This is a genomic window from Candidatus Pantoea rara, assembly GCF_051136265.1.
Classification (GTDB): domain Bacteria; phylum Pseudomonadota; class Gammaproteobacteria; order Enterobacterales; family Enterobacteriaceae; genus Pantoea; species Pantoea rara.
On record NZ_CP194942.1, the window covers coordinates 2,369,226 to 2,381,898 of the forward strand.

The following is a 12,673-nucleotide window of genomic DNA, read 5'->3' on the forward strand; positions in this document are numbered from 1 at the left end:
ATTACCCTGCATCCTGAAGTTCGAAATGGCCGCTCTCCAGATCAACCTGAGTGCGGAACAGAAACGCCAGCGGATAAGGTACGCACCAGAGCCGCCCTTTGATCTCAATCGACAGTACGTTGTGCAGGCTGAGCGAGCCGAGATCGCTGACGCAGCGCACCTGCAGCCCCTGCGGCAGAATGCGCGGCTCGAAGTGCAGAATGGCGTTGGTCATTTTGCGCTGCATATCCTGCCATTCGATATCGGAGACGTTCTGCCCGGCCAGCGGCGCAACGCCGAAATTCCAGACCGAGCGCTGCACCTGATCGAAACCGTCCAGATCCTGCTGCGCTTCGTTATTAATGGTGTTGAAGAGCCACTGCAGATCGCGCAGGACGTGGCGGCGCAGCGTGCTGTGGCTGATCAGCATGCTGTTCTCCGCCTCCTGCTGCTTGTCCGGCGCGTTGTCGGTCAGGCGATCCAGCAATGAAGATTGCAGCTTGTCGCGGGCGGTTAACGCATCGCGCTTTTTGCGCGCGTGAAAGCCGCCATGCAGCTGGGCATAGCCATCATTGTGCGCGCCTGAATCATGACTCATCGGCAGACTCGGTGTTGTCGAACGTGACCTGCTGCAGGCTCAGCAGCGAGAATTCCGCGCTGTCGCTGATCCACATTTTTTGCCCCTGGCCGATAAACTGATCCGGGTCGTCGCCCAGCGGCTGCCATTCGGTGACGCTGGCGCGCAGAAAACGCTCGTCTGATTCTGCCCGCAGCGGATAGCGCGCCGGGATCTGACCCACCTGCTCGCTGCCATCCACCAGCTGCACCCGCGTATGACGCCACACCAGATCAGTGACGCTGGCCGGCGCCTGGAACTGCATCTCACGAATAGCGGCAAACGGGATCCAGTAATAACGACCCTGATTGATCACTTCACACACCGGCCCGAAACGGCTGTCGCCATCCATCAGCCAGCTGAATGCGGTCGGCTGATCCTGCTGGGTCGCGGTGCCAGGATTGGCGGCGGCGAGGTTGAGTGCCTCTGCCCGCAGTGCGCTGCCGCGCGCGACATCGCCTGCCGTTTCGACCTGTAAGGCGGCCAGCAGCGTGTCGCACCAGTGCCAGGCACTGCCCGGCAGCACCGGGTCGGCCTCGCCACGCAGTACTGCATCACGCTGCAGTTCACCCGCAATCGCCTGCTGCAACAGAGTGACGGTCGGTTGCGCCTGCGGACTTAACGCCAGCCAGGATTGCAGCTGTGTCTGCGCGCGCGTCCAGTTGCCTGACAGGCAGAGCAGTTGCACAAAGGCAGCCCGCAGGTCGGCGTTCGCCGGATTCGCCTGAATCTGACGGGTGACATCAGCCAGCGTCTCGCTGAGCGTGGCGTTAGCCAGAAGGTGTTGTAAGGATTCCATGCAAACTCCTTTTGCGTCAGTTAAGGGTGCGATAGGCCGCGGCGGCGGGATCTTTCAGTTCAGGGTGCAGTTTTTCCACCAGTTGCACGCTCAGCGTGGCATCGCCGCTTACCCACGGTGACCAGACTTTGCGCACTTCCTGCAGACGTGCCTGCAGTGCACTCTGGTCGGCCGCTTCGCTGGCGGGCATCTGTACTACCACCTGACGCATTGCCTGCCAGCCGTTAAAGCGGTTGCTGAACGGCAGAACCAGCCAGCTGTCCGGGGATTTTTCGTTGCTCAGCACCATGCGCTCGCTATTGACCGTGGTGATGTGGAGTTCGGCCGTGGATGACTGACTGCTCAGTCCCATTACCGGGAAGCCCTGCAGGAAAGTCACGCCGACGGCTGCCGGCGCGCCGTTACCCTGCTGCGTCAGGCGGCTTTGTCCGCTGAGCCAGCCGTCAGAACCGCAGACCAGCCCCTGTTTTGCCGGAACAAACAGCGCGCTGCCCTGTGCCGGATGCTGCCACCAGGTCCGGAAATGGCAGCCATCGAGCAGACTGAATTGCAGCCAGGGCGAGGTATCCGCCTGGGCGGCATTGCGCAGTGCGTCAATGGGTATGGCCGCCGTGGCTGGCTGTTGCTGTTGCTGTTGCTGTTGTTGCTGTTGCTGCGGTGCGGGTGGTGTCACCACGGTTTTCCACTGCTGCGCGCGGGCGGCGCTGCCGGTGGCGATTGCACTGCCCTCTGGATCGGTCAGTTGCCAGTGCAACTGCTGCAGCGGTTTACACTGCGTTGCCATTAATCCGGCCACCCGGGGCAAGAACTCTTTTAAGACCGTGGGGTTTTTCTCACCCAGCGTGACGATGCGCAGGTTAACAGTGCTGTTACACCAGCTCGACAGCTGATTGTTTTTGACGTCATCAATCCAGACATCCAGTTTCTGTGCCGGGGACTGTACGATGCGATAGTTTTCAGCATAAGCCTGCATGCTAAGCAGCATCGCAGCCAGACCCAGTAATCCATATTTCATGTTGGCGTTCTCAATCTCGCAGAGGGAAGAACTGCGCCGCTTCAGAGAGCGAGTGCAGCAAGGTGGTGTCCTGAGGCGATCCAATCCAGACGGCCAGCGCACTGAAATTATCCTGCTGTCCCTGATCCGACTGATCGTTTTTGATGATTTGCTGCATCAGCGTCAGCCACTCTTCCGGTGTGTTCACCATGTGCAGTGACTGCTGCATCTGTTCCAGCGTCACACCGTGCCAGAAACCATCGGTGCAGAGTAAAAAGGCATCGCCATCTTCAATCCCGACCACATCGCTGTAGCTGGCGTCGCGCTGCTCATCGCCCATTCCCAGCGCAAAATAGAGCAGATTGCTGTTGATGCCTTCGGTGCGATGTCCGGCATCTTTCATCTGCTGCACCAGGCTGTGGTCGGTGGTGACGAGATAGAGATAGCCGCGACGAAACAGATAGAGGCGGCTGTCACCGGCATGGGCCCAGCAGGCCAGATGGTAGTCGCGGTCAATGAACAGGCTGACCAGCGTGGTGCCCATCCGGCTGTGTTCACTGCTGGTTTTTTGCTGCTGCCGGATGGCGTGATTCGCGTGATTAACGTAGTTACGAATCGACTGCGCATTGAGGTGCGCGTCGCCATCAAATGCCTGCAGCAGGCTGCTGCGGGCGATGGCGGCCGCCTTATCACCACCAGGAAACCCAGCCACACCGTCACAGACGACAAAGCAGGCTGAACGCTTACCGATGACATCACCGATCTGATCCTGATTACTGGCGCGATCGCCCTGATTGGACGTCGAGGCAATAGTGATATTCATGCGTCATCCGTGTGGGTTTGTGAGTCTTTGTACTGATTGACTTCCAGGTCGTAGGCGTGCAGAAACGCTTCGCCAAACAGGGTGTGGAAATCGTCTTCGATCTCGCCTGCTGTCTCGCCGTAGCGCTCAACAAAATGCTCCCACAGCGCCGCTTTGCGGCTGCCCGGCAGACCGATACGTGAAACGGATCCTGCCTGACGCGCCTCTTCTTCCAGCTGCTCCGGGTTAAAGGATTGCAGCATTGAGGCGATGATGGCGCGGATACCGGCGATCATGCCCAGCTGGTGCGCCTGCAAATCGATCAGCGCATCACGCACCGCCTGACGCGGCGGCATAAAGCCCGGCATCCGGCTGCCGAACATCTGCATCAGGACGGTTTTACCCGACGGCAGCAGCTTGAACGGGTTGTTGGCGTCATCGAGGATCACCGTCATGTCAGCCTTGACGCCGCGCTTGAGGATCGAACGCGACGACAGCAGTGCCACCGTGCCCTGCGAGAACATGCTGAGCATCTGACCAAATTGCAGCATCTGCTCGCGGTCAAACTGAGGCGTCGGCTGCAAATCACGCAGGCCCATGCCTTCCAGCAGCGCATCCAGCAGTTCGCCTTTCAGGGCGTCGCTACTGCTCTCGCTAGCTGCAGTCGCGTGCGCAGCGGCGGCATGGTGGCGACCGGAAGCAACCGGATCAATGCGCAGCCGCCCTTTTGGCGTCGGCGATGGGGTGCGCTGCACCGCCTGCGGCGTGGGCAGCGTAATTCCGCCGTAGTCGTTCTGCGGATTCACCGCGTCAGGCTGGCCGGACTCCGCTTCATCAGCCTGCGGCGCATGCCGTTGGGCTTCGCTGTGAGGCTGGTCATCAACAGGTAAGTCGATGCCGCTGAACAGCGGTGAGTTTTCCATTTCGTTCAGACTGACGGAGACCTGCTCGTGTGCAGGTGGAGCAGCCGACTCAGGCTTTGCCTCTTGCTTAGGCGGTACATGCAAGGTCGCGGGTTTCGCTGGCTCCGGCTGTGCCAGTGGCACTGCATTGCCCATCATCAGTCCTAACGGATCGTCATGATTGCGCACATCCGCATTGCTTTCGCCGTCAAACAGACTCAGCGGATCCAGTTCAGCTGCGGGCGCTTCAGCCTGCTTCGGCGCAGTGTTCTGCTGAGCGGAAAGCGTGCTCGGCGTCCGATCGTCAAAAATACTCTGCTGCGCGAACAGCGCATCGCCGTCGTCAAACAGGCTGCGGCTTTTCGGCTGCTGGCCATAGTCCAGCGGCGCATCATTAATCAGCTGTGACAGGGGATCTTCCGGATTTCGGTCTGGCAAAGCAGGCGCGGTCAGCGGATGGGAATCCGGCATCTCCGGCACTGCTTTGCGTTTAGAAAGATCGTCTGAAATCGAAAACTCTTTCGCCAGGCTGTCCCAGATTTCGCTGGGAATGGCGGCGGTGCTGGCTTTTTCGGCGGCAGGTTCGCGAACGGGTTCGACGGGCAGAACCGGTTCTGGACGCGGAACAGCCCTTTCCATCTGCGGCTGATGATCGCTGTTGAGGTCGCTGACCAGCAGCTGATAATCATCAATGCCGAGAATGTCCCCGTCCTGCAGCTCAACCTGCCGACCCCGTTCCAGCGGGATATCGTTGAGCAGCACGCGCGTCACATTGCCACGGTTGGTCAGGCGACATTCGCCGTTAGCCGTGATGTGCACAATCGCCTGCAGGCGTGAGAGTGTGCGATCGTCATCCGGCAGTACCAGATTGTTATCCACGCCGCGACCAATGGTGCCGCCGGGCGGGAAGAAATCACAATGAGTCTGAGGCGGCTGTTGGCCCGGTTTAGTCGTTATTATCGTAAAGCGCATAACGGATTCCTGCGGTTAGCGGTTCGGCATCTATACCGCGCACCTCTCGGGGAAAGACGCGGGGTATAGAGAGCGGGAAGTTTTAATTTGGGGGATGGGTTTATTAAATAGCTGTCTGTGAATTTAATTTATTTAACAAAAGGGAGTGATTAATAAATCATATAATGCAAATTTTATTTTTCAAAAAATCAAAGTTTCAACTCTGATAAAATCTTTTTTTACCATCAATGATAAGGTATTAATCTCATCTTTTTAATTCTTTGTTCGTTAAGTTCAGAAGCACACATATTAATATACGAATGACTTAAATCACTTCCTTTATCTGCAGCATAAGAAGCCAGTTTACAATCATTCTCACGGTACTTCAGCCAGGCTCGTTGAGCTTCAGTCAACGTATCCATATACTGGCTTAACTCTTTATTGTCACCTTTGAAAAGCGTTTCAATTCTGTTTTTAGCAAGCTTGTATTCTTTATTTAAATCAACCTCAGTTTCATTTCTGTTTTTTTGTGCACATGAATAAACTTCCTGACCGTTATTGCCCATTGAACAAGCATTCATCGCATAGACGGGAGAAACATAAACAACGGTGACACACAGCAGCATAAAAAAATAAGATTTCATTAAAATATTTCCCTGTAATAATGTCCCTTCTCCTGAGTAAAACGGGAGGCATCAATATGCCCCGTTTTTATATACAGCTCTATTTCATCACGCCAGCATCCTGAGCAATAACTTTACCCTTAAATGTAATAATATAATCCCAGAGACTCTCGCCTTTAAGACTGGGATAAAACGAATAATTATACTTCCCGTTAGTGAAGTTATACCCCTCGAAGTCGCAAACGTCAGGGCAGTTTTTATTAATCGTCTCACCCTTAAGAGATATAGATGAATTATCTTTCAGACTTCTCGACTTAAGCGAAACTTTATCACAGGTCAGATTACCTTCTTCACAGCCATATATAATTTCCGCTTTAAACTTTTTGCCTTCAAAATGTGAAACTGATTTCGCCAACGCTAATGAAGGTAAAATCACTAGTGCTACCATAATAAAAAAAATTTTTATATTCATCATCTGGTTGACTTGCAATAGACTCGACTGGAGTAAACTGGTTGACAGGTAAACTACAAAGCATCGACAAACATTTATATCATAAATATAAGTTAGTGCCCGCAGACATTTCATTGGCATCAGCAGAATTATGGAATTGAAAAATAGAAATAACAGTGCGTTGACGATTCATCTTATAGAGAATGTCGTGCCCAGCCTTTTAGAACCTGAGCACGACGACGTAATTAATAGGGCAATTGCTTCAGAATATCAGTACGTTCCTTGTCAATACGGGTCACGCAGAGGTTAGTTGCGACCGCATTCGCATTGCTGCCTTCTTCAGCGGCAAAGGCTTCCAGCTTGCACTGACCATCACGATATTTCAACCAGTTACGCTGGGTATCTACCAACGTTGCGACATAGTCATCAGCCAGTTTTTTCTGCGTGCCGTACATCTGTACAATTCGCTTTTTAGCCGCCTGATACTCTTTGTTCAACTCATCTTCTGCCATCTTCTTCTGCTGAACAGTACACTGATACAGCGCACCATCTGAAGGCTGTTTTGCACAAGTATCTTCAGCGAATGCTGAAGCGCTAATGCCAAAAGAGAAAACCGCTAAAGCCAATCCATGTACTAACTTCATACTCACTCCTGTTAACGATTTTTACGAAGATAATTTGCACGGCGCCTGCCAGTCTCACCTTCTCTGATAGCCGGCGTATTTTCAATATAATGAATCAGTGTATCAAAGTCATTGGTCATGCCCGCCATCATGGGACGTGGGCCTTTCGTCCAGCCCTGATAAACAAAGTCCACCATGATGTCTCTGATAGCAGGATGGAGGTTTTCCCATGCCACTTTACCCGACTGATTATTAGTATAATTGTCGTAGTTCTTCCGTGCACGTTCGACGTAGCCCGGATAAATCGCTTCAAATAAATTGATTTGCTGCTGATGGCTGATTGTACCGATTGCGGTCTGGTTGTTACGGACAAACTGACGAGCCTGATCGCCTTTAAGACCCGCACCTTTGGCGATCATGGTGGCCTGACTTACCGGAACGCCAGCGGCCTGCAGTTGTGCAGAGATACTTGCCTCAGAACGCGATCCCAGATCGTAACCGCGACCCAACGTGACACCTGATTCCATTTTTTCTGGCCAGTGAATATGACGGCTAAAATAGCGGCTGGTCGGAGAGTCATCCCCTTCAGCATCAAAGGTCACCTGTCCGGCACTCACCACCAGCGGCCCGGTTGACGGGTTATTAACTGGAGGCGCTGCTGGCCTTGGTGGCGCATTACCTGGCACGTTTCCGCGCATCAGGCTGCTCCACGTCTTGCCATGGATATCGACAACACCATCCGGGCGAGACATAAAACGGGATTGGAACTGCTTAATCGCCTCAATGGTTTTCGGTCCCATGCGGCCATCGGCACGAAGTTGTGGATATCCATTGCGCTGTAACAACTGCTGTACTGTCTTCACGTCACCGTATTGATTACGTCCACCGACACCAACCGAGCCAGAAATACTCATTTACTATCTCCGTACAATATTGTTGATTCAGAGAGTCCTTGTAAACCGGCTGGAGAAGGCGCATGAAGACGCTGACTTCTCTGGCCAGGAAAGATACGCCTCCTGTCCGGAGGCGTATCGCTTCTTACGCTTCTTTGTTGCCTTTAATATCCCAGCCAGCGCTGGTTTCTGCGCCTTTACCACCGGAAGAGCTCTGCTCCCAGTACTGCTGTTTTACTTTAGAGGCCTGGAAGGCATAGGTTACGCCCAGGGTATCGTCGTGCTCGGAACCCACAAACTGAACGTTAGTTACCAGCACATCCTCCAGCGTGATGCGGGTGTATTCGATTTGTGTTCCACCCGCTTTGCAAACGGACACTTCGACTTTCGAAACGTGCTTACCGCTGGCGCAGTTCTTGAGCAGCGCGGTGACAGCCTTATCGATTTTAGCGTTGATGTGCAGGTCGTTGAAATTAACTTTACCTGCACCACCACCACCACCCACGCTCATATTGCCTGGCTGGCTGGCACCCCAGGAAAAGGAATCAATATCGATCCAACCCGTGTGGTTTGAATCTTTAGATTCACCCGTAATGCCATCTACCTTCAGATACATATCAATAGCCATTATCTTTCACTCTTTATTGGTTGAGATTATTGCTTTCAAAAAAAGCAAGGATATGGCAAAAAGAAAAGCATGGGGCTGAATAAAACAGTCCATATTTTACCTTTGCCTTGCTTCTGAAATATCGTCATAAACGACATTTCAGATACCGAATTACCCGGCATTAAGCCGGGCAATTTATACATTCAGTTTTCATATCGAAAAGCAGGTTACTGCCAAGACATCCAGGAGAAAATGAAGCAAACACTCAATAGATGTCTCTTAGCTTTTTCGCCGCCCAGTAAAAACCTAACGATGCAGTCACTGATATAATAATCAGGACGCCGTTAGTTATTTTCTGCATCATCGTGACATTCCAGTCACAGAAGAAAAGGTAATAACCTGCACAGCTAAATAAAATCAGGGAAGAAATAAAAATCAGCAGGTAATGGAATAAATACAGGACAAACTTTTTAACCATGCCGTCATGCTCCCTGACATTTATCTCAGCAACCTTTCTGTCAGGCATCAGGCGCAAAACCCTCTCGCGCCTGAAAACCTTGCGACTCAGCCCTTACGCATTGTCATTCTTCAGTGAGGGCAGCTTAGAAACCAGACGCAGCGAAACGGTCAGACCTTCCAGCTGGTAGTGCGGACGCAGGAAGAATTTCGCAGCGTAATAGCCTGGGTTGTCTTCCTGCTCTTCCACATTCACCTCGGCAGCGGCCAGCGGCTTGCGGGACTTGGTCTCCTGCGAAGAGTTAGCCGGATCGCCATCGACGTAGTTCATCACCCAGTCGTTCAGCCAGCGTTCCATCTCATCGCGCTCACGGAAAGAGCCGATCTTGTCACGCACGATGCATTTCAGGTAATGCGCGAAGCGGCAGCAGGCGAACAGGTAGGGAAGACGCGCGGCCAGACGAGCATTGGCGGTGGCATCGGCGTCGTGATACTCCATCGGCTTCTGCAGTGACTGCGCACCAATAAAGGCGGCGAAGTCGGAGTTTTTGCGATGCACCAGCGGCATAAAGCCGTTTTTCGCCAGTTCGGCTTCGCGACGATCGCTGATGGCGATTTCGGTCGGACACTTCATGTCCACGCCGCCGTCGTCACTCGGGAAAGTGTGGCACGGCAGATTTTCAACGGCTCCGCCCGACTCCACGCCGCGGATCGCCGTGCACCAGCCATACTCTTTAAAGGAGCGGTTGATGTTGGCGGCCATCGCGTAGGCGGCATTACTCCACGTGTAGTTACCGTGATCGGAACCGTCGGTCTGCTCTTCGAAATCGAAGCTGTCGACCGGGTTGGTACGGATGCCATAAGGCAGACGCGCCAGGAAACGCGGCATCACCAGACCCAGATAGCGCGCATCTTCCGATTCACGCAGGCTGCGCCAGGCTGCATATTCGGTGTTCTGGAAAATCTTGGTCAGATCGCGTGGATTCGCCAGCTCCTGCCAGGACTCCATCTGCATCACTTCCGGCGCGGTGCCGGTAATAAACGGACAGTGCGCAGCTGAACCGATACGCGCCATCTCACCCAGCAGCTCAACATCCTGCGGACTGTGGTCGAAGTAGTAGTCGCCCACCAGGCAGCCAAACGGCTCGCCGCCGAACTGACCATACTCCTGCTCATAAATCTTTTTGAACAGCGGGCTTTGATCCCAGCCGGCACCCTTGTAACGCTTCAGAGTACGGCCCAGCTCCTGCTTGGAGATGCTCATAAAGCGGATTTTCAGCATCTCGTCAGTTTCGGTGTTGTTCACCAGATAGCTCAGGCCGCGCCAGGCGCTTTCCAGCGACTGAAACTCCGGATGGTGAATGATCTGGTTCACCTGCTGTGACAGCTTTTCGTCGATCTCAGCAATCAGCGCCTGAATGGTGCGATAGGCATCGCTGGAGACGGTGACGGTGTTCTCCAGCGCCTGCTGCGCCAGGGTTTTCACTGCGCTTTCAACCGCCGCGCGTGCCTGATCGCTTTTTGGCCGGAACTCTTTATTCAGCAGCGCGCTGAACTCATCCTGACTGAAACTGGCTGCGCCCTGCGACTGCGGTTGTTGTGAAGTCTGCGTCATGCCTGTGGCTCCTTACCTTCAGTGGCCTCATCCTGCTTTGGCAGATGGGTCAGGGCCTGCAGCAGTGTCGGATCCTGCAGCACCTTACCAATCAGCTCTTCCGCACCGTTTTTGCCGTCCATGTAGGTCAGCAGGTTCGCCAGCTGGGTACGCGCTTCCAGCAGCTTGCTCAGCGGCTCAACGTTGCGGGCCACCGCATCCGGCGAGAAGTCATCCATGCTGTCAAAAGTGAGATCGATGTTTAACTTGCCTTCGCCATTCAGGGTGTTATCCACCTGGAACGCGGCGCGCGGCTTCAGCGCTTTCATGCGCTCATCGAAGTTGTCGATGTCGATCTCAAGGAATTTGCGTTCGTCGATGCCTGGCTGAGGCTCCAGCGGTTTACCCACCAGATCGGCCAGCACGCCCATCACAAACGGCAGCTGGATTTTGCGTTCCGCGCCATAAATTTCCACGTCATATTCAATCTGAACGCGAGGCGCGCGATTGCGGGCAATGAACTTCTGCCCACTGGATTTGCTTGTTGCCATGGTTTTCTCCATCAATGATGCGCGGATAATGTGTCACAGCAGGCGCGCAGGTCCCGCTGTGTGAGTGGGTCACGCCTGCTTAGTCGCGACGTCCGAAAATAGTTTCCAGCTGATGAACGCCATCGGGTGCCAGTTCGCGGATGATCTCCAGGAAGTCGCGCTCGATTAAGCGCTGCACCCGGTCAATCATCAGCGGGGCCGGATGACTCGGCTCATGCTGGGTGAAGTAGAGCTTCACTTTTTCCAGCATCAGCTGCGCGTCGGCGCGGGAAGTAATCTGCACCGTGCGCCAGTCCGCCGCCGCGCGCGGCGTCGCTGCGGTCGCCGCCGGTGCAGCGGCTTCTGCGGGCTGTTCCGCCACTGCGGTGGGAATCAGCTGGCTGATGTCGGTGGCCTGGCAGCGTTCGGCGATCAGCGCAATCTGCCTGCGCAGCAGTGCCAGTTCCGGCACCGCAGCGTCGCCCAGCCGTTCGGCCACAGTTTCGCAGATGGTCTGCAGCCGCTCATGAATCTGCAGCACGGCCTCAATGCCGGGCTGGTCGCCGCGCGCCAGTTCGTCGATCAGACGCGGCAGGCCGCCTGGGTAATCTGCTACTTCGGTTTTGCTGCCGTCGCACAGGGCGGCGGCATCGCGCAGCGAGATACCGTCAGAGGGATAGCGCAGCAGCCAGCACTGACGCACCGCGCCGCTGAGATCAGTCTTGTCACCCAGCAACGCCAGAGCATTGATACGGTAGAAGGGATCCTGCTCGCCATACTCTTCCAGGCGGGGCCACAGCGGCTCCCAGTAGAGCAGCAGCGCCTGTTCAATCAGCTTCAGTCCCTGAGCATAGCCCGGCAGCCCTTTCAGCTCCGTCCAGGCATGCGTCAGCGCCAGCATCACGCGTAAATCTTTGCTGCGGACCAGCAAAGCTATCGCCAGCTTTTCGACTTTGTTCCAGTCGGCGGGTTCGGCAGGAATAATGGTGTCGCCGAACTGCTGTTCCGCTTTACCGGCGCTGGCCTGCTCCATTGCCTGAAAATCGGCGTCGTACTCCAGGTTATCGCCGCCGGGATTTTCCTCACTGACCGGAGCCAGCAAAGCCTCAGTGTTCATCGTCATGCGTCTCGCCTCAGGATTCAAACATCGGGGGATAAAGTCCGTTTCGTCCCGGCTTTGCCCCACCGGCCGGATCAAACAGCAATGAAAAGAGCTGCGCGGTGAAGTTACCGCTGTGGACCTGGGTATAAAGCGGGAAACCGTCGCTTTGATTAGTCCACCAGAAACTGGTGTAGAACTGCGGGTCGAAGTTCTCGCCCGGTAACGCCCAGTTCAGCGTCGAGGGCGTGTCGCCATGCCCGATGACGTTGAGAATATCCGACGCGTCACCCGCTTCCTGTGGCGGTTGCGGCTGCGGAATGCTGATCAGCGCCTGATCCAGCTGCTCCGGTGACCCACCGCCCTGCACTACCCGCAGCAGCGTATTACCCACCTGCTGATACCACTCGCCGGAGCGGGCCAGCAGCGCGGGCGACCACTCGGCGGGGGTAAAGTGGCGCAGCGCGCAGAGCGGATAGTTACGCCCTACGCTGTCCCGTGCGGCGATCAGGCAGCCCATCTGAATCAGCTGACTGCCCAGCATCGGCGGTACCACAAAATTCCAGACCGGCGCGTTGAGGAACGGGCGCGACGGGGCGTTTTCACTCTCCTGGCTGCTCTGCCAGTGATGCAGGCCCACCTGAAACCAGCTGGACCATTGGCGATAGAGCACGTCAGGAAAGCGGCGCTTCACAAAGTCACCTGCGCTGGGCAATTTGCCGTACCAGCAGGGTGCAGCGTAATGAGTCATTGT

At 55.0% G+C, this 12,673-nt stretch carries 14 protein-coding genes; all 14 read right to left on the bottom strand.

Annotated elements, in window-relative coordinates:
* Position 1: 1 nt before the first annotated feature.
* The 14 genes from tssE to tagF all read right to left on the bottom strand — a co-directional run bounded on the left by tssE (position 2) and on the right by tagF (position 12,670).
* The gene (gene tssE / locus ACR8BF_RS11140) at positions 2-577 is read right to left on the bottom strand and encodes a type VI secretion system baseplate subunit TssE (RefSeq protein ID WP_179895987.1); all 576 of its coding nucleotides are present in this window, start codon (positions 575-577) and stop codon (positions 2-4) included.
* The gene (locus ACR8BF_RS11145; RefSeq protein WP_434744958.1) at positions 567-1,394 is read right to left on the bottom strand and encodes a type VI secretion system accessory protein TagJ; all 828 of its coding nucleotides are present in this window, start codon (positions 1,392-1,394) and stop codon (positions 567-569) included. The genes tssE and ACR8BF_RS11145 overlap by 11 nt, the downstream gene beginning before the upstream one ends.
* Before the next feature lie 16 nt (positions 1,395-1,410).
* On the bottom strand, positions 1,411-2,409 hold the full coding sequence (locus ACR8BF_RS11150) for a hypothetical protein (protein ID WP_434744959.1): 999 nt from the start codon (positions 2,407-2,409) through the stop codon (positions 1,411-1,413).
* Between the two features lie 10 nt (positions 2,410-2,419).
* A complete protein-coding gene (locus ACR8BF_RS11155; RefSeq protein ID WP_434744960.1) occupies positions 2,420-3,211 on the bottom strand; it encodes a PP2C family protein-serine/threonine phosphatase in 792 nt (263 codons plus the stop codon).
* On the bottom strand, positions 3,208-5,064 hold the full coding sequence (gene tagH / locus ACR8BF_RS11160; protein ID WP_314983635.1) for a type VI secretion system-associated FHA domain protein TagH: 1,857 nt from the start codon (positions 5,062-5,064) through the stop codon (positions 3,208-3,210). The genes ACR8BF_RS11155 and tagH overlap by 4 nt, the downstream gene beginning before the upstream one ends.
* A 224-nt stretch (positions 5,065-5,288) precedes the next feature.
* Positions 5,289-5,687, bottom strand: a complete 399-nt coding sequence (locus ACR8BF_RS11165) for a lysozyme inhibitor LprI family protein (RefSeq protein WP_434744961.1) — start codon at positions 5,685-5,687, stop codon at positions 5,289-5,291.
* Between the two features lie 79 nt (positions 5,688-5,766).
* A complete protein-coding gene (locus tag ACR8BF_RS11170) occupies positions 5,767-6,141 on the bottom strand; it encodes a hypothetical protein (RefSeq protein WP_179895993.1) in 375 nt (124 codons plus the stop codon).
* A gap of 221 nt (positions 6,142-6,362) precedes the next feature.
* Complete coding sequence (locus tag ACR8BF_RS11175; protein WP_179895994.1) at positions 6,363-6,761, bottom strand: lysozyme inhibitor LprI family protein; 399 nt, start codon at positions 6,759-6,761, stop codon at positions 6,363-6,365.
* 11 nt (positions 6,762-6,772) lie between these two features.
* Positions 6,773-7,654, bottom strand: coding sequence for a peptidoglycan-binding protein (locus tag ACR8BF_RS11180; protein ID WP_313701477.1), 882 nt, complete (start codon positions 7,652-7,654; stop codon positions 6,773-6,775).
* A gap of 124 nt (positions 7,655-7,778) precedes the next feature.
* Positions 7,779-8,261 (bottom strand): Hcp family type VI secretion system effector, encoded by a 483-nt coding sequence (locus tag ACR8BF_RS11185; protein ID WP_179895996.1) that lies wholly within the window; start codon positions 8,259-8,261, stop codon positions 7,779-7,781.
* 550 nt (positions 8,262-8,811) lie between these two features.
* Positions 8,812-10,311, bottom strand: coding sequence for a type VI secretion system contractile sheath large subunit (tssC, locus tag ACR8BF_RS11190; RefSeq protein ID WP_003853307.1), 1,500 nt, complete (start codon positions 10,309-10,311; stop codon positions 8,812-8,814).
* Entirely contained in the window at positions 10,308-10,841 is a 534-nt protein-coding gene (gene tssB, locus ACR8BF_RS11195; protein ID WP_008925979.1) for a type VI secretion system contractile sheath small subunit, read from the bottom strand. The genes tssC and tssB overlap by 4 nt, the downstream gene beginning before the upstream one ends.
* 79 nt (positions 10,842-10,920) lie before the next feature.
* Complete coding sequence (gene tssA, locus ACR8BF_RS11200; RefSeq protein WP_314984701.1) at positions 10,921-11,937, bottom strand: type VI secretion system protein TssA; 1,017 nt, start codon at positions 11,935-11,937, stop codon at positions 10,921-10,923.
* Between the two features lie 16 nt (positions 11,938-11,953).
* Positions 11,954-12,670, bottom strand: coding sequence for a type VI secretion system-associated protein TagF (gene tagF / locus ACR8BF_RS11205; protein WP_090962038.1), 717 nt, complete (start codon positions 12,668-12,670; stop codon positions 11,954-11,956).
* Positions 12,671-12,673 lie beyond the last annotated feature (3 nt).